The organism is Hymenobacter norwichensis DSM 15439 (assembly GCF_000420705.1).
In the GTDB taxonomy this organism is placed as follows: Bacteria; Bacteroidota; Bacteroidia; order Cytophagales; family Hymenobacteraceae; genus Hymenobacter; species Hymenobacter norwichensis.
Map to the genome: position 1 here is coordinate 251,743 of NZ_ATVL01000012.1, position 21,686 is coordinate 273,428.

A 21,686-nucleotide genomic window follows, 5' to 3' on the forward strand; every position below is an offset into this window, starting at 1 on the left:
ACGCCCACTTGTTCGCCCCGACCTGGGCATTTTCCGTATCTCCTAGCTTATGATGAATTCAACAGAATTGCAGGCTGCTTCGGCTACCGATACGCAACGGCCGCCACGGCAGTACCTGCCCGAAGACTTCAATGTCACGGCCTGGGAGTCGCTGGAGCCTTTCTTCGCAGAACTGCGTGAGCGAACCATTACCTCCGGCGCGGAGCTGGAGCGTTGGCTACTCGACCGGTCGGAGCTGGAAGCGGCGCTGAGTGAAGATCTGGCTTGGCGTTATATCCGTATGACCTGCGATACGCAAGACGAGCAAAGTGCGGCCCGGTTTCAGTTTTTTGTAAGTGCGGTTGAGCCTAACGTAGCTCCCTACGACCACGCCCTAAATGAAAAGATGATGAGCTCGGACTTTCTGCCCGAGCTGGATCCGCAAAAATACCGCGTGTTTCTGCGTTCAGTGCGGCAGGCCCTGCAAATCTACCGGCCCGAAAATATTCCGCTCAAAACTGAAATCAGCACCAAGCAACAGCAGTATTCGGCGCTGGCCGGCGCCATGACGGTGACCATCGACGGCGAGGAAATGACATTGCCGCGTGCCGCTGACCGCCTGAAAAGCCCTGACCGCGCGGTGCGGGAAGAAGCATACCGTTCTATTCAGGCCCGCCGCCTGCGCGATGCTGAAGTGCTGGATCTGCTGTTTACGGAGTTGGTAGCCCTGCGCCACCAGATGGCCCTGAATGCCGGTTTCGCCAACTTCCGCGACTATATGTTTGCTGCGTTGGGTCGCTTTGACTACACTCCGCAGGATTGTTTTGATTTCCATAAAGCCATCCGCGAAACTGTAGTGCCGCTCATTAACGACTTGGACTTGGAACGGCGGCAGGATCTGGGTCTGGCCGAGCTGCGCCCCTGGGACCTGGACGTGGACGTTTCGGGGAAGGCACCGTTGCGGCCGTTTGAAACGGGGGAGGAGCTGTTGGAAAAAACCATTACCGTCTTTCAGAGTCTCGATTCTTACCTCGGTGACTGTCTGCGCACCATGCGCCAAATGGGTCAGCTGGATTTGGAGTCGCGCAAGGGCAAAGCTCCAGGCGGCTACAATTATCCGCTCGACGAAACCGGCGTGCCATTCATCTTCATGAATGCCACCAGCTCTCTGCGCGACGTAGTAACCATGCTACACGAAGGTGGCCATGCGGTACATTCCTTCCTTACGCGCAATCTGCCGCTGGGCGCCGACAAGCACCCGCCATCCGAGGTAGCCGAGCTGGCTTCGATGAGCATGGAACTGATGAGCATGGACCATTGGGACGTGTTCTTCACTAACCCCGACGACCTGCGCCGCGCCAAAAAAACGCATCTGGAAAGCGTGCTGGAAACCTTCCCCTGGGTGGCCACCATCGACAAGTTTCAGCATTGGGTGTACGAGAATCCGCAGCACACCGAAGCGGAGCGCCACCAGCGCTGGACCACCATTTTCGACGAGTTCAACCAGCGCACGGTAAGCTGGAAAGGGCTGGAAGGCTTCAAACCCTATTTGTGGCAGAAACAGTTGCACCTCTACGAAGTGCCGTTCTACTACATCGAATACGCTATGGCGCAGCTCGGTGCTATTGCCGTATGGCGCAACTACCGCCAGAATCCACAGGAAGGGCTGGCTGCCTACAAGCGCGCTTTGGCGCTAGGCTATACCGCCCCAATTGGCGAAATCTACGCCGCCGCCGGTATTCGCTTCGATTTCAGTACCGAGTACCTGCGCACCCTCGCCGACTTTGTGCGCGAGGAAATGGCTAAGCTCTAGCGGAAAGTAGAGCCCAGGATAAGCCATTTGTGAACCATATAGAAAGAGGGCCTGCTTCCGATGGAGCAGGCCCTCTTTCTATATGGTTCACAAATGGCTTATCCTGGGCTCTACTAGTAATTCGGGAGCTAAGCAATATTAGCGCAATAAGCGTAAAAAAAGCGGCCGGAAAATTCCAGTCGCCTTTCCACAACCAACTCAACCAAAGCAACCAACAGCGCGGTAGCCACGGTTGCTACAAAGAAGAGCTTATTGTGGGGTGTTCGGTTGCATCGAAATAAATAAAATATTTTTATTGTTGATAGTCAGATGATTAAAATAATAACGGCCGTCCAAATCTTGCTTGGGCGGCCGTTATTATCTGGGTTTAGAATGCCTTACTGCGGTATCTCAAACAGTGGGAGCGGGGCCAATTGCTTGTACTTGCCGCCCAGTGTTTGCAGCTCGGTTTGGTGCAGCTGGAGGTAGTTATTGAACTGCTTAGCGGCCCGATCGTACTGCACGCGGTAGCCGGCTACCTGCCCATCGTATTGCCCAATGGTTTCGAAGGTATTCTGCACCGTGGCGCTGGCCCCAGCATTAGTTGTAACCACCGTCCGTAGCACGCCTAGCAAAGAGTCCTGCGCAGCATCGTACCGGTCAATGTCGGCTGATTGCATGGAGAGCTGCTGGTAGCGTAGTTTTTTGAAGCGGTTATTGGCGGCAGCTAATTGCTGAAGCTGCTGTTTATCGGCTCCAGGGGTGCGCTCCAGCTCATTTAGAATCTGGCTGGTAGCCGTTATTTTGGCGTCGTCGCTGGCCATCATCTGCGTCCAACGGGTGTCAACGGTGTCGCGCAGCACATCAAGCTGCTCTTTGGCGGCCGTGGCTGAGGCGGGGTCGAAGGCTTTGGGGGTGCGGTTGCAGGCGGCCAGGGTGGCGAAGGCGAGCAGTATGACCAGCCAGGAGGAATGTTTGAGCACGAAGTTCAGGGGTTAATTCAGTGGATAAACAAAGAAAGCAGGTCAGGCCCAGAATTATACGAACTCACTGGATAGAGTGGCGCGTACACTTCCCGAAATCAACGTACAACCAAAGGCCAATAGTGCCCGCGTATAACAGCAAACGCCGAAGATAGCCGAACGAACCTGCCCGGAAACCTCTGCGTTGTGTCTGATGGCCCGCAACCGGATTGCCGGCAGGCCATCAACTCAATCTATGGCTTGCGTACCTTTGCCGCCCTGCGTACCGCCGCCCAGCCACGCGCCGCATTCAAAATAGATACCCAGCCCACAACCCCATTAGCGCAACCAGCATAGTTTATGAGCGACATCACGCCTCTTGATACCGTAGGAGAGTTCGGCCTTATCCGCCGCATTCAGGACACTATCACCCTGCGCCAGCCCAGCAGCAAGCTCGGCATCGGCGACGATGCTGCTATTCTGGCCCCACCCGCCGGCCACGAGCTGGTCGTCAGCACCGATATGCTGGTGGAAGGCGTACATTTCGACCTTACATTCTGCCCGCTCAAGCATCTGGGGTACAAAGCGGTGGCCGTCAATGTGTCGGACGTAGCGGCCATGAACGCCACGCCTACCCAGCTAGTTGTAGCCCTAAGCGTACCGGCCCGGTTTTCGGTGGAAGCCGTGGAAGAACTGTACGAAGGCATGCGCTTGGCCTGTGAGGCCTACGACGTGGACATTGTGGGTGGCGACACTACCGCTAGCCGCGGCGGCCTCACCATCAGTATCACGGCGCTGGGCCAAGTAGCCGCCGGTGAGGCCGTGCGCCGCAGCGGAGCCGGCCCCAACGACCTGCTCTGCGTGACCGGCGATTTAGGCGGCGCTTACTTAGGGTTGCAGGTGCTGGAGCGTGAAAAGCAAGCCTGGCAGGCCGATCCTGAAACCCAGCCTGAACTGGCCAAATACCCTTACGTGCTCCAGCGCCAGCTTCGCCCCGAGGCTCGCATGGATGTGGTGCACGAACTGCGCGACCTGGGCGTGGTGCCCACCAGTATGATTGATATTTCCGACGGGCTGGCTTCCGAGGTGCTGCACCTCTGCCAGGCTAGCGGCACTGGCGCGCGGGTATTCACCGAAAACCTGCCCATTGCCAATCCTACCCTGGAAGTAGCCGAAGAATTCAACCTCGACCCCATCATGTGCATGCTCAACGGCGGCGAAGACTACGAGCTGCTCTTCACTGTCCCGCTTTCCGCCCACGACAAAATCAAAAACCACCCCGACATCACCATTATCGGCCACATGGTGGAGAAGAGCGAAGGCGCCAACCTTATCACCAAATCTGGCCAACCCATTCCGTTGCGGGCCCAGGGATTCAATCACTTTGAGAGTTAAAAATTGACGTTAGTCTTCCGGGTAGGGGATATACACGAAGTTGGTGAACTCCTTGTCCAGCACGAACAGGCAGCAGTATTCGTCGGCGTCGCGGTAGGTGCTCTGGAAGGCTTCGATGCCCTCTGGGCTGATGATGCCCTGCTGCACGAACAGCTCCAGAAACGAGGCGAAGACATGCCACTCCAGATTCAGGTCGTCGGCATTGATGAGCAGGCTGCCGAGCGGCACTTCCTGGCGGGCAAACACGAAAATCGGGTATTTGGAAATGTCCATCTTCCGCACCTGGGAAGAGGCTTCCATGATGGTATCAGAAACGGCGGCGAAATCCTTGGTGATGGTACCGAGGTATTTGCCATTCAGTTCAGGGTCGTTGGCGTAGTCCATGGGGTGGGGTTATTTGGGATGGAATGTTTCCAAAAACGTGGAAAGCATATACCGTATCCTAATCCGATAAGGGCAGCATCAATATATACTACCCAAAAATCTGTGCTCAGAAAAAGCCAGCCAATAATTATAGTGAAGGCTATTACTGCATAAGCTATTGAGAAAAATAAGAAGGTGATTCGAGAATGTGAACGACAATACCGACTGATGTATTTCTCTGGACATTGAATGAAGAGTCCATTAGCCAGCATCGTAAATAAGAATGACCAGAACGCCACAACAATAGTATCAGCACTTTTCAAATTACCGCCAGTTGCCAGTGAGAAAAAGCTATGAAAAAGCATAGCTACACCCCAGCCTACCAACAATGCGAGTGTGGAAGCTAGGGTATAACTTTTCATAATATTACCGCAGTTCCAGCGCCACCACATTCTCTACATGGTGGGTGTGCGGGAACATATCTACCGGCTGCACGCGCGTCACCTTATAAGCTTCATCAAGTAGCTCTAAGTCGCGGGCTTGGGTGCCGGGGTTGCAGCTGACGTACACGATGCGGGGCGCGCGCATTTCCAGCAGGCGGCGCACCACGTCTTCGTGCATGCCGGCGCGGGGCGGATCGGTGATGACCACGTCGGGGCGGCCGTGCTGCTCAATGAACTCGGCGCTGAGCACATCTTTCATATCGCCGGCGAAGAACTCGGTGTTGGTAGTGCCGTTGATTTGCGAGTTTACGCGGGCGTCGGCTACGGCCTGCTCCACGTACTCCACGCCCACCACGTGCCTGGCCTGGCGGGCCACGAAATTGGCGATGGTGCCGGCCCCGGTGTAAAGGTCGTACACCAGCTCGTTGCCGGTGAGCTGAGCGAAGTCGCGGGCTACTTTGTAGAGGTTGTAGGCGCCTTCCGAATTGGTCTGGTAGAACGATTTCGGGCCGACGCGGAACCGCAAACCTTCCATTTCCTCGTGGATGTATGGCTCGCCTTTGTAGCACACCACCTCCAGGTCGTGGAAGGTTTCGTTGCCCTTGTCGTTGAGCACGTAGTTGAGCGAGGTGATTTGCGGGAACCGCTCATGCAGATAATCCAGCAGCGGAATCAGGGCGTCGTGGGCGTAGTAGCACTGCAAAATTACCATCAGGTCGCCGCTGTTGGCGGTCCGGATGATGAGGTTGCGCAGGAAGCCTTGCTGCGTGACGAGGTTGTTGAACGGCAGGTCATGCTCGCGGGCGTAGTCGCGCACGGCCAGCCGAATCTGGTTGCTAGGGTCGGGCTGAAGCCAGCAATGGTTGACGTCCAGAATCTTGTCGAAGCGGGCGGGTGTGTGGAAGCCCAGCACGCGCCGCTCGTAGTTTTCACCGGAGCTGATTTGCTCGTTGGTGAGCCAGCCGTTGTGGCTGAAGGTATATTCCAGCTTGTTACGGTAATAAGTCTGGTCGGGCGACGGCAGGATAGGCTGGATTTCGGGCAGGGCCACCTTGCCAATGCGCTGCAACGTATCCGTCACCTGCTGGTGCTTGAATTGCAGCTGCGTTTCGTAGCCCAGATGCTGCCATTTGCAGCCCCCACAGGTCCCGAAATGCTCGCAAAACGGCTGCACCCGCAGCTCCGAGTAGGTATGAAACTTGGTAGGAACGGCCTCCAGGTAGTTCTTGCGCGACTTGCTGATGCGCAAGTCCACCACGTCGCCGGGAGCTACGTGGGTCACGAAAATAACCAGGTTGTTGACGCGCACTAGGCATTTGCCCTCGGCCACCATGTCCTGAATCTTCACTTCGCGCAGGTCCTGCGGCGGGATATTTTTAGCAGCTTTATTCACAATGGCAAAGGTAGAACGCGGATTTTGCAGATCGACGCGGATTCATCGGATTTTGTGGACTATTGTCTTGGCAGGAAACTCGGTCTGAAACAAAAAGCCTCACTAAGTGAGGCTTTTTGTTTGTTGAAGCAGGTAAAAGCAAAGAAGTAGAATCGTTACTGAAATCCGATGAGTCCGCGTCAATCTGCAAAATCCGCGTTCCTATTTCACCACCTCAAACCAGCCTTTGTACGAGCGGCCACCGGCTAGCTGGAACTGGTAGTAGTAAACCCCGGCTGGGGAGTTAACGCCGTCGTAGGTGTTGCGGTAGTTGCTGCCTTTGTACACTTCCTTGCCCCAGCGATTGAATACGGTGAGAGTACCGTTGTACAGCTCCACATTCTTGATGATGAACTGGTCGTTGAGGCCATCACCGTTCGGGGTTACCACGTTGTAGAATGCCAGGTCGTTGGCAAACTCCACGCAGGCCACATTCGATGACGAAACCAGCGTGCCGACCGTACCGACGGCCTGCACCCGAAAGCACTGGTTGAAGCCCGCGCTGCCGGTGGCTAACGTGAGGCTGGTAGTGCCGGCTGGTACAGTTTGCAGCAGGGTTTCGGGGCCGTTGTCGGGGGTGCGGAACACTTGGTATTCGCGCACCGGGAAGCCTACGTACGGGTTCCATGTTACGGTTACTTTGCCTTCGTCCCGGCCCGCGCCGCCTTCCGTGGCTGTGGCTTGGGTACGGATGGTAGTGTGCTGAGTGCTGCTGAGCACGGTGCCGCAGGCGTTGGTGAGGTCGAGGCGGTAGTCGTAGGCGCTGGCGTCAGCATCCACGCCGCTGTCGGTGAAGGTGGTAGTGGTGTTGGCCACGTTGCCCACGTTGGTGAAGGCGCCCGTGTTACCGGCGGGCCGGCGCAGGATATTCACGCGGTTGGTATTGCCGGTATTGTTGGGCACGTTGAGGGCAAGTACCACCTGCCGGTCGTTCTGCGGACCCACCGAAGCCACGGCCAGGGCCACGCTGGCATTATCAGGCCGAACCGTGAAGGAGGCGCTACACCCGGCGCTGGCCGTATCTGTCACCGAAATGGTGGCCGGCGTAGTACCCGCCGGGAAGCTCACCTGAATAGTACCGGTGCGCTGCCCGCTCACAATGGTACCACCCGCTACAATCCAGCGGTAACCAATCAGTAGTGACGATGGCCCTACCGTGTAGGTGAGGTTGGTACGGGTTTCGGGGCAGTAGCTGGCCGGCCCGGTGATAACCAAGGCCGGAACTACGGTGAGCGAAGTGGAATACAGCCGGCCGGCGCAGTTGCTGGTATTGGTTTCGCGCACCGTAATAACATAAGTGCCCGGCGTGGTGGTAGCTACTGGCAGGGTGCCCGATGGCGCGGCTTGTGGTACGCCATTCACGGTCCAGGCGTAGGTGGAGTTGGCACTGCCTGGCAGTGAGAAATTCACTGATGATTGCGGACTAGCGCAGGCGCGGCTGGGGCCACTAATCAGCAAATTAGTGGCCGGAGAAGGCCGCACCGTCACGTAGAGCGTATCGCTCTGGCCCAGGCAGCGCCCACCGGCCGGGTTGCTCGATTCCGTCACGACGAGCTTGGCAATGCCGGCCCGCGTGAAGTTCACCTGCACTGTATTCTGGCTGGAACTCACTTGCGTACCACCCACAATCTGCCAGCCATAGGTCGAGCCGTTGGTAAGCAGGGTCTGATACGTGAAGGGACCATCTGCTAGGCACACGCTCAGCGGACCCGTGGGCCGTTGCGTCACGAGCAGTTGGTTCACGCGTACCGGGAAGCTGATAGTATCAGAGGAGCAGCCAAACGAGTTCAGCTGAAAGGCTTTCACGCTAGCCGTGGTAGTGGCTGTACCCCAGTTCACGGTAATAGCCGCCGTGCCCTGGCCGCTGGCCAGCGTGCCGCCCGTGACCAGCCACTGGTAGGCCGTGCCGCGCGGATTTCGGATGGTATACGCAATGCCCTGCGCCGTCGGGCACACCGAAGCCGTACCCTGGATGCTGTCGGCCAACGGCCGCGGATTCACGGTGATGCGCACCGTGTCGCGCCCTACGCAGTTCTGGGCCGTAGTGGCCGTTAGTACATAAGTCAGGATAAGTGGAGTTTGGGTGGTATTCACCCCCGTGAATACCGGCCGGGCAACTGTGGCGCTGCTGAGGTTGGTGGCTGGGCTCCACTGATAGGTGTAGCCGGTCAGGGCCGCAGTGCCCAGCGTGGTGCGCTTCCCATCACAAAGGGTAGCGTCGGGGCCGGCATTGGCCACGGCGGCGGGGTTTACGGTTACGCGCACGGTGCTGGTAGTGGTGCAGCCCGCGGCGGTGGTGGCCGTGACGGTATAGGTAAGCACCTGCGGTGTAGCGCCCGTATTGAGTTGCGTCAGGGTCGGGTTGGCGGCCGTGGCGCCGCTGAGGCCCGTGGCGGGGCTCCAACTATAGGTATAGCCCGTTAGCGCTGCCGTCCCCAGTGTGGTAGCCACGCCCGAGCAGGTGGCTCGGTCGAGGCCGGCAGTGGCCACGGCGGCCGGATTCACTGTCACGCGCACCGTGTCCCGGTTCACGCAGCCGTTGCTGGTGGTTACCGTCAGGATATACTGGTTGACAATAGGAGCCGAGGTGGTGTTACTCAGCGTGACGTTGGTGGTGGCTGCCGTGGGGGTGCTCAGGCCGGTGGCTGGGCTCCACACATACGTACTGCCTGCCACGATGCTAGCTGAGTTGCCCAACGACGCTGTGCTGCCCGAGCAAAACACCCGGTCGAGGCCGGCTTGTGCTACGGCCGCGGGGTTCACCAGCACACTCACCGTATCACGCGCAATACAGCCGGCGGCGGTGGTGGCCGTCACTACGTAAGTATAGGTTTGGGGCGTGGTGCCGGTGTTGATCAGCAGGAAAGTTGGCTGCGCGGCGGTGGAGCTACTCAGGCCGGAAGCCGGGCTCCAACTGTAGGTATAGCCCGTCAGCCCGGCCGAACCGAGAGTGGTGCCCACGCCCGAGCAGGCAACGGCATCGGGGCCAGCGTTGGCTACGGCCTGGGTGTTCACTGTCACGGTTACGGTGCGGGTGGTGGTACAGATGCCGTCGGAAGTGGAAACCGTGTAGGTGGTAGTAGCGGTGGGGCTGACCGTAATAGTGGCCCCGGTGAAGGTTTGGCCGGTGCTGCTGGTCCAGGTGTAGGTGGTGCCGCCCGAGGCCGTGAGCGTAGTGGAAGCGCCCTGGCAGATGGTATTGTTGGCCGGATTCACTACTAGCGCCCCAGCGGGCAGCACGTCAATGGTGTTCGACACCGAATCGGTGGGGCAGCCCAGCGCCGATATGCCCCGTACCGTCACGCGGCCTGCCCCGGAGCCGTTCCAAAGTACCTGCACCGTATTGCCGGTGCTGGAACCCTGAATGGTACCGCCGCGCACGGTCCAGAGGTAGGAAGCGGGCGTAGTACCCCCGGCCGTGTACGAGCGGGGCAAGGTCCGGTCGCAGATAACGGCATCACCGGCAATGCTGGACGGGCCAGCCGCTTTGGTTACTAGAATCTGAAACACTTCGGCTACCGTTTTTGACCCGCAGGCCACGTCGGAGGCGGTTATTACTACATCGTAGGGGGTGCTGCGGGCGTTGCCGCACTGGCTGGTGAACACGAACTGCCCGCTGACATTGCCGCCCGTGCCTTGCAGCGTTACGCTGCCCGTGGGCGCCCCCGGCAGCACCGTGCCCTGGTTGCCGCCGAAGCTGGCATTGAACGGTCCCGATCCATCGAGCAATACACTATTGGCCCTGAGATTAATAGGGTTGCCATCTAGGTCGGTGGCCGCTAGGTTGAACGCGAGGGGTTGCCCTTCCTCGATAGTAAAGGTGCGTGTGGCCACCGAAGCCGGCGTAAACTGCGGAGAGCGGTTGGGTTGACAGGTGCGCGACACCAACTGAATTTCGCGCCGGGTCGAGCCGATAAGCACCTCGCTGCCATTGATGCGGCGGTACTCCTTCACTTCCACTGCCACCACAAACCGCCCCACCCTGGACGTGGCATAACGGCTGATACCGTTGCTGGCATTTAGAAAAGCATAGTTGCCAGCGCCGGTGCCGAACGGGTTGGTAAACGAGAAGCCCGGCGCGTACGTGACGCTGGGCGGGGGCGGCGTGAACGTGGGCCCGTTAATTTGGCTGGCGTTGTAGGGTGTGCTGAACGAGTAAATCAGTCGGTCACCGTCGGGGTCCACGGCGTTGTTGACCAGGATGCTGGTGTCGCCCTGGCAGATAACCACCACGGCCGTATCCGAGAAGGTAGGGGAGGAGTTGGGCAGCAGCGGACCGGCCATTTCCACGTATAGCGTCTGGTTCTGGTTACTGGGGTTGCTGAGGTTGTCGATGTTGAAGTTGCGCGTACCGTCGCTGTACACCGCGTAGTAGCCCCCAACCGAAACGGGCAGGTTTACAATGGCCTCGTAGCGGGCCAAGCGCACGGGTGGTACCGTACCGGCCGGAATGCTACACCCACCGGGCAGCGGTGGTGTGATGTTGGGGTTGGACACCCGTGGCAGCCGAAACGTGCCCGCCGGCTGCTGGTCGGGCTGGCTCACGCCACTGCCGCAGGAGGTCTGGATGCACGGAAAACTTTGGGTACCCTGGTTGCTGACGATGCGCTGCCCGTTGGTCTTATTATAGATGTTGAGAAAGATGTTGCAGCGCCCATCCGGCACGTTTGATACCGTTTGGGACGGGCTGCCCGGCACCGGGCATTCGGTGTTCAGATAAATAAAAACCGTAATGCGGTAGCGGAATTGGTTGCCGGTTGGTCCGTTGGCATCCAGATACTGATAGGTCATTTCGCCGCCCAGCAGGTGGGAAGCCACCGCCGACCCTGGACGCAGCCCCATAAAGAGCAGCAGCAGAAATAAGGCTCGGAGTAAAGTTTGGTGCATATAGAAGGGAGGGAATTGTTGGGGGCTGGTTATTGGTAGGGTTGAGTTGCTTGTCGATGGTTGATGGGCTGATTTAGGATAGTAATCCATCAGCCCATCAACCATCGACAAGCAATCCATCAATCACCTATTGGATTTCCACGCGGCGCACGGCTACCGTGCCATCGGGGGCTTGTAGGCGCACCAGGTACAAGCCGTGGGGCAGCCCCGACAGGTTCAACTCAGCATCCTGATTAGGGCTCAGGCGCACGGCGGTATTATGCACCGCGGCCCCCAGTACATTATCAACGCGCACAGCGTAGGTGCCTGCCGCTGCTGGGTCAGGCTGGCGGAGGCGGAGGTGGCCGTCAGTTGTAGGGTTGGGATATACAGACAGGTTGGGTAAGCTACGGGCTTCGGCCGTACTCAGCGGCCTACGTACCAACACCGAGTAGTCTTCGGTTTCTGAATTCGACTGGTTGATTTGGCAGGCCGTGGGAGTGGGCAGGTTGTTGAGCCGCACCATCACCCGCATTCGGGTTAACCCCAGGGTGGCCGTGGTGGTAGGCACGGCAATGGAGCTGGCCAGTACGGTGGCCGTCGTGATGCCGTTCATTACCTGCTCACTGGTTTCAAAGGTGCCGTTGCGGTTCCAGTCAATCCAAGCCCACAATATGTGCTGGAGGTTGGCATTCACGGTGGCACTGAGCTCGGTGGTCTGGCCTTGATACATGCTCACCACTTGGTTCACGTAATTACCGTAGCCCCCTGCCGAAGCGGTGCTAGTGTTGGTAAGGTCAGTGAAGGTGCTACGTCGCACGGCCACATTGGTCAGCCAGATGTTGGGCGTGGTGCCAGTAGCCGCGCAGTACGTTACACAGGGCTGCATCAGCGCCACATAGCCGTTGCGGGTCGATACGTTGCTACCGAAAGCGTTGGTAGCGGTGAGCGTTACGTTGAACACTCCGGCCGTGGTGTACTGGTGCACCGGGTTCTGTTGAGTGCTGGTGGAACCGTCGCCGAAGTTCCAGAGCCAGCTGGTAGGCGCATTTAGCGACTGGTCGGTGAACTGCACCGGGTTCTGGCACTCGCCCAGCACGTAATCGGAAGTGAAGGCCGCTACCGGTGGGTTGGTGTTCGGCAGCACCGTCACGGTGTAGTCTTCAATCTGCCCAAGTTGGGGGCTGGTGCAGGGGCCGCTGGAGCCGCCTACAAAATCGGCCAGCACCCGCAGGCGCAGCGGTACGTTTTTCGGGGCCGAGCCCGGTACGGTCAGGTTGCCAATTGGGTTCACGCGGTTCAAAGCGGTGTACAGCAGCTCATTGGCCGTGAAAGCGCCGTCATTGTTCAAATCCAGCCACACGCGGGTATCGTGCGCCGTGGTGCCGCCCGTGGTGATACTGATGGTGGTGGGCACGCCCTCGGTGAGTTGGGTGCGGCTGCCGCAGGTGAAATCCTCGTAGCCCGCCTGCCCGTCCAGCGAGGTCTTGGAAATGGTGCCTAGCATAAACCGCGTAATGCCATAGTCGCAGCAATAGGCCGTGGTGGCCGGCGAGCAGGTGGCCGCTACCGGCACCACGTTATTGTACACAATGTAATTGGTGCGGGTGCGCACGTTGGCGCCGATGGTGTTGGTGGCAGTCAGCGTGACTGTATAAGTACCGGCCGTGATATAGCAGTGGTTGGGGTTGCGCAAAGTGCTAGTGGTGTTGTCGCCGAAGTTCCAGAGCCAGCTAGTGGGCGCGTTCTGCGACTGGTCGGTGAATTGCACGCAGCCCGAGCAAGTCAGGGTCTGGTCGGCCATAAAGTCGGCAACGGGCGCTGCCGTGTTAGCCACTACTGTTACCGAATAATCCTCGGTTTGCGAGTATTGCGGTGTGGAGCAGGGGGTTGGCACCGGCGAATTTTCCCAGTCGGAGGCCACTCGCAGCCGTAGCCGCGTACCCAACACGGTACCAGCCGGCAGCGAGATAGTGCCAGTATGCAGCCGGGTGGAATTCGACGAGAAAATCAGCTCGGTGGTGGGGTTCAGCGTACCGTCATTGTTCAAATCCAACCATACCCGCACCGTTTCGTCGGCGCTGGTGTTGGTGCGCACACTGATAGTATAGTTCTGGCCAACAGTCAGTGTGGTACCTAGCGTGCAGGAATAGTCTCGATAGCCATCTTGCACCCCTGGGGTAGTGTTGTTGATGGTGTTCAGCGTTACGTTCAGAATGCCCATTCCGAAAGGAAAGCTGGAACTGGGAGCCGGGCCGGGCATACATGCACTGGTAGCCGGCGGGCACTGCGCCCAGGCTGCCAGTGGGGTCAGCAGCAAGCTCCAAAGAAGGAAGAAAGTGCCCAGCCGCAGAGCTGCCACGTGGCGCCGAAAAAGTAAACGTTGAATCATAAGGATGCAATAGTGAGGAGAGAGGTGCCAAAGCGTGGAATGTAGGGACGGTGCAGCAACGTAATGCAGATCTCTACATAAAAAATACAATATATGAGTGTATTGATCATGGCAAGGAATTTATCGACGGATTCTCGCTGAATATCGACGACCATTTTTGGAATCGGTAGTTTTGCTGGTTGGCCTTTAATCAGGCAGTCACTCTCTGTTTAGCATGAAAGACAAAGTAGTTTTTATCACCGGGGGTACTTCCGGAATTGGCCGCGCCTGCGCGGTGGCGTTTGGGCAGGCTGGAGCACGCGTAGTAGTCACTGGCCGCGACGAAACCCGCCTGCGCGAAACCGCTCAGCAATTAGCCGGCCTTGGTATCCAGTGCCACACCGTCCGCGCCGATGTGGGTGTAGCCGCCGACTCCGAGCGTGCCGTAGCCGAAGCCATCCGTGCCTTCGGCCAGTTGGATGTGCTGCTCAACAACGCTGGCATCAGCATGCGCGCCCGGTTTCAAGATGTAGAGCTGGGAGTGATTGAGCGCCTGATGCAAACCAACTTCTTTGGCACCGTTTATACCACCAAGTTTGCGCTGCCACATTTATTAGCTAGCAAGGGCTCAGTGGTAGGCATCAGCAGCATTGCCGGTTACAGAGGCCTGCCGGGCCGCACGGGCTATTCGGCCTCCAAGTTCGCTATGCACGGCTTTTTGGAGGCTTTGCGCACTGAGCTACTGCCCCAAGGCGTACACGTACTGCTAGCTTGCCCTGGCTTCACGGCTTCCAACATCCGTAGCGTAGCCCTGGCCGCCGATGGGTCGGTACAAGGCGAGTCGCCGCGCGACGAGCAGAAGATGATGAGCAGCGAAGAAGTGGCTGGCTACATCCTAGAAGCCGTCCGTAACCGCCGCCGCGACTTGGTGCTGACCAGCCAAGGCAAGCTCACGGTGTTCCTCAATAAATGGCTCCCCAGCCTAACCGACAAGTTAGTGCTAAGCCATTTCCGCAAAGAGGAGAAGGATTTTGAAGTGTAATAAAGAGGCAAGTAGGTGACAAGTGATAACGCAGGGGAGCAAACAACAGATGATGAAACTGCCGGTGCACCCCGTTGCTTATTACCTGTTACTTACTCCACCAGCAGTAAATCCTGGGTACGGATGTAAGCTTCCTGGCCTTGCCATTGTACTTGGTACCACGTATCCTGCTGGCCCAGTACTACTAGTCGGTCGCCGGCGGTGGTGGTGGTGAGCCACGCGGCGCCGGCGCTGGGGCCAGCCATCAGAGCTGCTCGCGGCTGCATAACCAGTGCAGCGCGTTCAGTGCCCAGCAAGTTAAGGTATACCCCTGTCAGCAATAGATACACGCTGTAGGTTACCCACCAGCCCCGGGTTATGTGTTGCCGCCGTATTATTAACAGCGTGCCGCCCACCACGGCCCCAATTAGTAGTGCCTGCAACCCCAAATAATAGTAACGCCGAAAAGTGAGTTGCAAATCCTGCTGCCAGGTTTCGGGGTAGCCGGTGAGGCGCTGCGTGCGAGCTAAATCGGCCATTTTTCGCCACGTTGCAAGGCGGGGCTGTCGGGCTAGAGCCATATTCAGATAGTAAAGCGCGGCCGGGTAGTGCCCCAATCCTTCCTGCACATACGCCATGCGTAGCAAGACCCGCGGTGATGCTACGTCTTCCTGCCGTATCAACCCACGGTAATAGCGGTAAGCCAATTGGTAAGCTCCCGCATCGAAAGCTGAATCGGCCCGCACTAGCTCGGTGCTAACTTTTTGGGCAGTAGTTGGTTGGAAAAATCCGAACCAGATTAGAAAAAAAAGGAAGAGCTTTTTCAGCAAAATATTTGGAGCGTACAAACTGGCCGGCTACTTTTGTGCCACCATTAGCAAATCAGACACGTTTGATTGCAAAGTAACTGATTCTGTAGCTCAGCTGGTAGAGCAGTACACTTTTAATGTACGGGTCCTGGGTTCGAATCCCAGCGGGATCACCAAAAACCTCGTTTGCAACCTGCAAACGAGGTTTTTTTTGTTGGTGGGGTCTGCGAGTGGAACTATGGATCTGTGCTGAATCGATAGCTAAGAAGGCGTTGGTGGTAAGTTCGACCGATCCAGGCGCAGGTGGTGTTGTTCGCCTGGTTCTGCAATTAGTGGCTTTAGGCACAGGTTACTATGCCCAATGGCGAGGAGCTCAGGTGTGTTGTGCAGCGCGGCCACGCATCCACCCTAAGTAGTAAAATATAGACCTGCTATGCCCCAGACCGTATTGCGCTCTGGCGTGCGGCTGGCTGCAAGCTTCAGGGTGTTTGTTGCAAGTAGTATGGGCCCTAATAGTAGCGCTGTAGGTACAAGTATGCCCAGCAGGTGAGGTCCAAAAACTGCGTTAGAGAGGTCGGGTAGGTGGTACAGCGGGTGAATGGCCAGGTATATTGACCTAAAAGACAAAGCGTGAAAACTGTCTGTTCAGGCACGCAGTCTTGGAGCAGAACAAAGCTAGCCTGCATCAACTAAACAGGGGCTAGCTCGTACGTAGGCTTGGTAGTTTTGAGCCTATGCCGCTGCTTCCGGCGTGTTGCTCCACTGCGCGGCCTTTTTCTGCTTCGCCTATGATCTTAGACGACGCCTCCACAAACTTGCCGGCTTTGGCCCGGTGGCCAGCCATCCGCCGCGGCGTGCGGTGCGGCTATTCATTACCGAACGGAGTCTTAGTGGCGGCGTATGCACCCGGATGAATATAGATCTGGCTCCTATGTAGTTGAATGATGCCCGAGAACAGAAACATTCACCCTAATGCTCATGAAAACGCGTCAGTTTTTCTACTGTGGTGGCCTGCTGGTAGCGGTGCTGCTTGCCTCGCCAGAGGCCCGCGCCCAAATGTCGCCGGACCTCATCATGGAGACGTACAACAGCAACATCAGCGTTATTACCAATGGAGCCATCAACAAGTCGGTGATGGATAAGGCAATAGAGCGCAATAACGCGGGTGGTACTGCTCGGCGTAGCACCACGGCCACTCGGTCGGGAGCTAGCGTCAGTACAGCGTACACACCTACGCCCGCTTTGCGCCAGCAGATAGTGCAGGGCTATATCAATCGGTTGAAAACCAGTAATCCGCCGGCTGCGCAGTCCATTGCAGCCAATTTTGGCCCCGGTAAGTATGATTACAGCAAGATTTACCGGGACCTGACGAAAGACGTGGGGTTGCGCGAAAACGACGCAACCGACGTGCTGGCTTCGTACATGATACTAGGCTGGATGATAGTCAATAACGTAACCGACGACAATGCCGTCACTGCGTCGATGGCGCAGGGAATGCGGGCCCAGATAGCGCCAGCTCTGGCTGCCAATACGCAGGCCCGCGCCCGCGCTGCGCAAGTGGGCGAGGAAATGAAGCTACAAACGGTGGTGGTGCACGGAGGCTGGCAGTCTGCTATTAAAGAAGGCAAGCTGGGGGCTTATCAGCAAGGCATCAAGAACCTGTTCAAAAACCAATATGGCATGGACCTGAGCCAGTATAAGCTCACCAGCCAAGGGCTTACAAGCAAATAGCGAATCAGGAGCTTACCCAATCTGCTTCTCATGAAACGACTGTTGCAAATGGCATCCGTTCTGCTTGTTAGCCTAACGGTTATGCCGACTGCCCATGCCCAAGCGGGTGCCATTGACATGACCGGTATGGGCATCTATGCTGGCGAGGAAGCGGTGATGGATGCGGCGCGGGAAACCAGTTCTACTCCTGCGCGTAGCAAAGCAAAACAGGCAGTAGGCTCGTTCGGTTACACACCCACAACTGCTCTGCGCCAGCAAACGGTGCGCAACGCCGCACAGGGTTTGCAAACCCAGCGCCCGGCCGACGCGAAGGTGCTGGAAAGGGCCTTTGGTCCCGGCAAAGCCGACTATAACCAGGTGTATGAAGGCATCATCAAGGGCAGCAGCCTGCGCAACAACGACGCGGCCGACGCCTTAGCGGCCTATATTCTTATGAACTGGATGGTAGTAAATAACGTGCAGGATGGCAATGCCATTACGGTGCCGGTGGCCCGAGGCGTACGCGCCCAGGTGGCCCCACTGCTGGCCCCCAAGCTAACAGCTTCCGGTACGGCGGCTCAAACTGGGGAAGGTTTCAAGCTACAAACCGCCGTGCTGTTTGCTGGTTGGCAGGCGGCCATCAAGGGCGGGCAGCTGCCGGGTTTTCGGCAGGACGTAGCTACCAACTTCAAAACTCAATATCACTTCGACCTGGCTCAATTCAAACTCACGGGCCAGGGCTTGGTGAAGCGCTGATATGCAAGAAGAAACAAAATTAGCCGAGGAACTTCGTACCCGGCTGCGGGCGCTGCTGCGCACCAAGCAACAACTGCTGATTGAGCCTATTGAGCGCCCGGTGGCTACGCAGCTGCTCTCGCACATCGGTGGCGACCCATACTTTGAGCAGGGCGAAACTTGGCCTACCAACCCCGATACCGGCCAGCCGCTGGAACTGATTTTCCAACTTGTGAACCCCGACGGGGCCATGCCGTGGCCATTCGAGGCGCAGGTGGTGCAGTTTTACCAGAACTACCACTGGGGCGAGTTGCCTTATGATGACGGCGACCCGCGCGACTTCCGCCTGAAAACCTACCCGGTTATTCGCCCCGAGTTGCTGGTTCAGGTGCCGCGCCCGGCCGCGCTACCGCCCATCGGCTTCAGCTACATTCGCACCCAGGCCGTGGCCTCGCTGCCCGACGATGATGAACTGGCCGATATTGCGCCCGAGTTGCAGGAGCTGAGCGAGCAGATAAGGCCCAAAAACTGGCGCAAAGCCTACAACGCAGCCGTAACCGAACTGGCCGGCGAGCCCGACTTGGGCTCCTGGGTGGGTGGCTATGCGCAGTGGCTGCAGGGCGCTTACCCCACGGGCACGTTCTGGCTGCAATTCGATAGCACCGAGGACTTTGTCTGGGGCGACTCCGGCTTGCTCTATTTCTGCGTCGATGGCGACGACCCGGCCACCATTTCCTTTCAACTGCAAAGCTGCTGATGAACAAGCTGTTGCTCTTAAGTAGCGGGCTGGCGCTGATCAACCTGGCGCCGCCCACCTACAAAACCTACCACAACCAGCGGTTCGGCTACTACATTGACTATCTGGCTGATATGAAACCCCAGCCCGAGCCGGAAAACGGCGACGGCCGCCGCTTCCTGTCGCCTGACGGGCAGACGGTGCTTATCGTATTTGCGGGTTACGCGGCCGAGGATGATGGCTTAAATAAGCGCCGGCAAGTGGCGCGTGAAGACTGGCAGGAAAAGCACGCTACTTTCACTCTCGACCAAACTACGCGCACTGGCTACGTGCTATCCGGTAAGGTGAAGGGCCGGATTTTCTACGAGCGGACGGTGATTAAGAACTACATGCTCACCGTTTTTATCTGGCAGTATCCGGCCGCCCGCAAAGCCGCTATGGACGCCGTGATTCAGCACACCATCCAAACGCTACAGCCCAGCGTGTAAGGCGACCATTAGCCGGAACACAATGTTTTGTTGTGCACGTTAGCACCGATGGAGGGTGTAACCAGCTCTTGGCCTGCGTTAAGTTTAGCAACTCAATTGTTTCTCTATGCTGCTTTCCAGCCCATGATTGCTGACGGGTTAGCTATGTTTGTTCAATAGCCCTTCGGCAACAATTAAATGAGTCCCGGCTTAGATTTCGACGATACCTAGCACCAACTATTATACCGCCCTCAAAATCCAAGGATCTAAGCCAGCTGTAACGAGCCAACCAACTGACTCTCTACGGCTCCAGTAACCCCAATATACTATGAAATCGTACCTGAGCCCGGCTCTGCTACTGTTACTGGCCAGCTGCCAACCCGATACACCTGCCAGTAACCCGGCTGCCTCCGCCGCACCCGCCAGCGCCTCAACCACTGCCGCCCAGGCCAGCCCCACCGATACCCTGCATGTAGCCGATTCGTTGGGCCGCCAGGTGGGTGTATTGCGCCTGCGGCCAAGCACCGCGGCCGAATTTGCGAAGCTACCCGCCGGCCCGCTGCCCACCCGCCCCACTGACCAGGAAAACCAATCGACTGTATCCGACGCCCCACTGCCCACCGATGGCCGGGTGCAGCGCCAGGGCGAGCAGCTAGTGCTGCGCCCCGCCCAGGGCCCCGCCGTTACGCTGACGCCCGTACCCTCGCCCGATGGACCCGAGGGCAACGACAACGCTTACTATTATTGGGGTACCCTGCCGCAGGCCCATCAATGGGTGGTTGACGTGGCCACCGACGAAGGCTCGGGCGTGTTACTTGTCGATCAGCGTACGGGCCGTCGCACTAACCTACTGGGCGCGCCTAGCATCTCGCCCGATGGCCGCTACTTACTCAGTATATGCGAGGACGTAATTAGCGGCGGCACCCCCACCAATCTGAGTGTTTACAATTGTGGCAGCGGCGCTCCAAAACTTCTCTGGTCCCGCGACCTGACGGCCTGGGGGCCGCGCGCCGCCCGTTGGCGCGATGCCCGCCATGTAGTGCTGCAACGGGCTCACGCCGACGTCGATCCGAATGCCGACGTAGCAAGAGCAGCTGAACAGGTTAAGGTTACGTACGTCGAACTGGAACTTACTGAGCAGCCCTAGCCAAGCTATTCGCTAGCCATTAATTTTCTTTTCATGATTCGTTTATCTATCTGCCTTAGCCTGCTGTTGGTTGCGATGGGAGCCTGCACCGAAACCACCAACCCCGCCGAAAAATCAGCCGCTATGCCCCCAGCGGCGCCTGCTAACGCGCCTCGTACTACGCTGCAAACCGCCGCCTACGCCGGCGAATACAACTGGGGTGACACTACGAGGGAGCAGGCGGGCGGCACGCTTCTGGTATATCCTGAGTCGGATTCGACGGTGCTGCTAGCGCTGGATGTGAGCAACGGGCCGCCTGCTTTTCACCTGGGGCAACTGTACCAGCGGGCCGTAATACGCCAGGGCGTGGGGCACTGCGCATTCAAGGAAGAATACGACTCATTGGGCTGCCGCCTGCGCCTGGCTTTTTCCGCCGAAAAGGTGGTGGTAGAAACCGAGCGGGGCTATAGCGAATGTGGTTTCGGCCAAGGCGTATCGGCCGATGAAACGTACCGCCGCACTAGTTCGGTGGTGCCTCAGGATTTCATGAACAGCGAGGGCGCTAAGGTCAGCTTCAAAACCACCTCACCCGAACAATACAACGCCGCGGGCCAATAAGCGCGGACTAGCTAGTAGTCCTGCCACATGCCTAACCCCAACAATACACGTACCCGCGCCTTCGCCGTCGTCACTAGTCAGTTTGGCGCTTTCCCTACATTCGCACCCGTATCCTTACGTTATTGCTGCCTATGCTTCGCTCTGTTACTGCTGCTGTTTTCACTGTACTGCTAGGGCTGAGTGCCTGCCAGTCTGGCCCCTCCGTCACCGCTCCGCGCCAGGTGCATAGCATGGGCTACGGCCACGTTACGGTGTATCCCGACTATGCCGAACTGACGGTGGATGCCGCCTTCACGCGCCCCCGCCTCAAGGATGCCGTGGCCGAAGTGCAGCGGGTAGTAGACCAGGTGCTGACCCTCTCGAAGCGCTACGCGCCGGGCCGCGACGATGTGCGCGTGAGCAGCACTTCCTCCAACAAGGAATTCACCTACGTGAAGGGCAAGGAAGTTTTTGCCGGCTTCAATTCCACCCAGTCGGTTACGGTGCGCATCAACGACCTGCGCCAACTCTCACCGTACCTGGAACAGTTGCTGGCCACGCCCATCAGCCGCATCAAGGACCTGAACTATGGCCATAGCCAGGCCGACAGCCTGCGCCACGAAGCCAGCGTGCTAGCTCTGGCCGATGCCGTGAAAGCCGCCGACAAAATGTGCGCTGCCCTGCACGTGAAGCGCGGCGAGGTGCTGGAAGCCAGGGACAATTCCAGCCCCGAAAGCAGTAATACCAACGGCTACCAACCCTCGGCCAATATTGAACTGTACAGCAAAAGCTTCGGCGGCCAGGGCTTCAAGATGAGCCCCGAGCTGCTGCGTTTCGATAGCCAATGCAGCTTGTCGTCGGCGCTGGAATAAACTCGAATAC

17 protein-coding genes and 1 tRNA gene are annotated in these 21,686 nt (G+C 58.0%); 11 read left to right on the forward strand and 7 right to left on the reverse strand.

The genetic code is table 11. The features are described 5' to 3' along the window. Positions 1–49 precede the first annotated feature (49 nt). Positions 50–1,792 carry a M3 family oligoendopeptidase gene (locus G536_RS0123805; RefSeq protein WP_022826121.1) on the forward strand — a complete coding sequence of 581 codons (1,743 nt, stop codon included), beginning with the start codon at positions 50–52 and terminating at the stop codon, positions 1,790–1,792. 377 nt (positions 1,793–2,169) lie between these two features. On the opposite strand, the gene G536_RS0123810 is transcribed toward G536_RS0123805, so the two are convergent. Further along, positions 2,170–2,754, reverse strand: coding sequence for a hypothetical protein (locus G536_RS0123810; protein WP_022826122.1), 585 nt, complete (start codon positions 2,752–2,754; stop codon positions 2,170–2,172). Positions 2,755–3,093: 339 nt separating this feature from the next. Between G536_RS0123810 and thiL the strand changes: the two genes are divergently transcribed. Continuing rightward, complete coding sequence (gene thiL / locus G536_RS0123815) at positions 3,094–4,128, forward strand: thiamine-phosphate kinase (RefSeq protein WP_022826123.1); 1,035 nt, start codon at positions 3,094–3,096, stop codon at positions 4,126–4,128. Positions 4,129–4,137: 9 nt separating this feature from the next. Here thiL and G536_RS0123820 read toward each other — a convergent pair whose 3' ends face one another. The 5 genes from G536_RS0123820 to G536_RS32925 form a co-directional block, all read right to left on the reverse strand. Then, on the reverse strand, positions 4,138–4,512 hold the full coding sequence (locus G536_RS0123820) for a hypothetical protein (RefSeq protein WP_022826124.1): 375 nt from the start codon (positions 4,510–4,512) through the stop codon (positions 4,138–4,140). Continuing rightward, positions 4,485–4,913, reverse strand: a complete 429-nt coding sequence (locus G536_RS32550; protein ID WP_169515157.1) for a hypothetical protein — start codon at positions 4,911–4,913, stop codon at positions 4,485–4,487. The genes G536_RS0123820 and G536_RS32550 overlap by 28 nt, the downstream gene beginning before the upstream one ends. 4 nt (positions 4,914–4,917) lie before the next feature. Next, the gene (rlmD, locus tag G536_RS0123825; protein WP_022826125.1) at positions 4,918–6,327 is read right to left on the reverse strand and encodes a 23S rRNA (uracil(1939)-C(5))-methyltransferase RlmD; all 1,410 of its coding nucleotides are present in this window, start codon (positions 6,325–6,327) and stop codon (positions 4,918–4,920) included. A gap of 201 nt (positions 6,328–6,528) precedes the next feature. Further along, positions 6,529–11,253 (reverse strand): T9SS C-terminal target domain-containing protein, encoded by a 4,725-nt coding sequence (locus G536_RS0123830; protein WP_022826126.1) that lies wholly within the window; start codon positions 11,251–11,253, stop codon positions 6,529–6,531. A gap of 127 nt (positions 11,254–11,380) precedes the next feature. Beyond that, positions 11,381–13,624 (reverse strand): GEVED domain-containing protein, encoded by a 2,244-nt coding sequence (locus G536_RS32925; protein ID WP_084708838.1) that lies wholly within the window; start codon positions 13,622–13,624, stop codon positions 11,381–11,383. A 214-nt stretch (positions 13,625–13,838) separates the two neighbouring features. On the opposite strand from G536_RS32925, the gene G536_RS0123840 reads away from it, so the two are divergent. Further along, complete coding sequence (locus tag G536_RS0123840; RefSeq protein ID WP_022826128.1) at positions 13,839–14,645, forward strand: SDR family oxidoreductase; 807 nt, start codon at positions 13,839–13,841, stop codon at positions 14,643–14,645. A gap of 92 nt (positions 14,646–14,737) precedes the next feature. Here the strand turns inward: G536_RS0123840 and G536_RS0123845 are convergent, their stop codons facing one another. Then, positions 14,738–15,472, reverse strand: a complete 735-nt coding sequence (locus G536_RS0123845; RefSeq protein ID WP_022826129.1) for an SH3 domain-containing protein — start codon at positions 15,470–15,472, stop codon at positions 14,738–14,740. A 61-nt stretch (positions 15,473–15,533) separates the two neighbouring features. On the opposite strand from G536_RS0123845, the gene G536_RS0123850 reads away from it, so the two are divergent. The 8 genes from G536_RS0123850 to G536_RS0123885 all read left to right on the forward strand — a co-directional run bounded on the left by G536_RS0123850 (position 15,534) and on the right by G536_RS0123885 (position 21,676). Continuing rightward, positions 15,534–15,609: transfer RNA gene (locus G536_RS0123850), tRNA-Lys, on the forward strand. A gap of 802 nt (positions 15,610–16,411) precedes the next feature. Beyond that, complete coding sequence (locus tag G536_RS0123855; RefSeq protein WP_157530898.1) at positions 16,412–17,164, forward strand: hypothetical protein; 753 nt, start codon at positions 16,412–16,414, stop codon at positions 17,162–17,164. A 30-nt stretch (positions 17,165–17,194) separates the two neighbouring features. After that, the gene (locus G536_RS0123860; protein ID WP_157530900.1) at positions 17,195–17,899 is read left to right on the forward strand and encodes a DUF6683 family protein; all 705 of its coding nucleotides are present in this window, start codon (positions 17,195–17,197) and stop codon (positions 17,897–17,899) included. Position 17,900: 1 nt separating this feature from the next. Then, entirely contained in the window at positions 17,901–18,635 is a 735-nt protein-coding gene (locus G536_RS0123865; protein WP_022826132.1) for a DUF1963 domain-containing protein, read from the forward strand. Continuing rightward, complete coding sequence (locus tag G536_RS0123870) at positions 18,635–19,102, forward strand: hypothetical protein (protein ID WP_022826133.1); 468 nt, start codon at positions 18,635–18,637, stop codon at positions 19,100–19,102. The genes G536_RS0123865 and G536_RS0123870 overlap by 1 nt, the downstream gene beginning before the upstream one ends. A 307-nt stretch (positions 19,103–19,409) precedes the next feature. Further along, positions 19,410–20,228 carry a hypothetical protein gene (locus tag G536_RS0123875; RefSeq protein WP_022826134.1) on the forward strand — a complete coding sequence of 273 codons (819 nt, stop codon included), beginning with the start codon at positions 19,410–19,412 and terminating at the stop codon, positions 20,226–20,228. 33 nt (positions 20,229–20,261) lie between these two features. Beyond that, on the forward strand, positions 20,262–20,825 hold the full coding sequence (locus G536_RS0123880) for a hypothetical protein (protein ID WP_157530902.1): 564 nt from the start codon (positions 20,262–20,264) through the stop codon (positions 20,823–20,825). 131 nt (positions 20,826–20,956) lie between these two features. Beyond that, positions 20,957–21,676 (forward strand): SIMPL domain-containing protein, encoded by a 720-nt coding sequence (locus G536_RS0123885; protein ID WP_022826136.1) that lies wholly within the window; start codon positions 20,957–20,959, stop codon positions 21,674–21,676. Positions 21,677–21,686: the final 10 nt, after the last annotated feature.

What these genes read in the sequence shown, in the direction of transcription:
- G536_RS32550 (WP_169515157.1), bottom strand. Translation starts at nt 4,913, where the DNA reads ATGAAAAGTTATACCCTAGCTTCCACACTCGCATTGTTGGTAGGCTGG.
- G536_RS0123860 (WP_157530900.1), top strand. Translation starts at nt 17,195, where the DNA reads ATGAAACGACTGTTGCAAATGGCATCCGTTCTGCTTGTTAGCCTAACG.
- G536_RS0123830 (WP_022826126.1), bottom strand. Translation starts at nt 11,253, where the DNA reads ATGCACCAAACTTTACTCCGAGCCTTATTTCTGCTGCTGCTCTTTATG.
- thiL (WP_022826123.1), top strand. Translation starts at nt 3,094, where the DNA reads ATGAGCGACATCACGCCTCTTGATACCGTAGGAGAGTTCGGCCTTATC.
- G536_RS0123875 (WP_022826134.1), top strand. Translation starts at nt 19,410, where the DNA reads ATGAAATCGTACCTGAGCCCGGCTCTGCTACTGTTACTGGCCAGCTGC.
- G536_RS0123870 (WP_022826133.1), top strand. Translation starts at nt 18,635, where the DNA reads ATGAACAAGCTGTTGCTCTTAAGTAGCGGGCTGGCGCTGATCAACCTG.
- G536_RS0123820 (WP_022826124.1), bottom strand. Translation starts at nt 4,512, where the DNA reads ATGGACTACGCCAACGACCCTGAACTGAATGGCAAATACCTCGGTACC.
- G536_RS0123865 (WP_022826132.1), top strand. Translation starts at nt 17,901, where the DNA reads ATGCAAGAAGAAACAAAATTAGCCGAGGAACTTCGTACCCGGCTGCGG.
- G536_RS32925 (WP_084708838.1), bottom strand. Translation starts at nt 13,624, where the DNA reads ATGATTCAACGTTTACTTTTTCGGCGCCACGTGGCAGCTCTGCGGCTG.
- G536_RS0123805 (WP_022826121.1), top strand. Translation starts at nt 50, where the DNA reads ATGATGAATTCAACAGAATTGCAGGCTGCTTCGGCTACCGATACGCAA.
- G536_RS0123840 (WP_022826128.1), top strand. Translation starts at nt 13,839, where the DNA reads ATGAAAGACAAAGTAGTTTTTATCACCGGGGGTACTTCCGGAATTGGC.
- G536_RS0123885 (WP_022826136.1), top strand. Translation starts at nt 20,957, where the DNA reads ATGCTTCGCTCTGTTACTGCTGCTGTTTTCACTGTACTGCTAGGGCTG.
- G536_RS0123880 (WP_157530902.1), top strand. Translation starts at nt 20,262, where the DNA reads ATGATTCGTTTATCTATCTGCCTTAGCCTGCTGTTGGTTGCGATGGGA.
- G536_RS0123855 (WP_157530898.1), top strand. Translation starts at nt 16,412, where the DNA reads ATGAAAACGCGTCAGTTTTTCTACTGTGGTGGCCTGCTGGTAGCGGTG.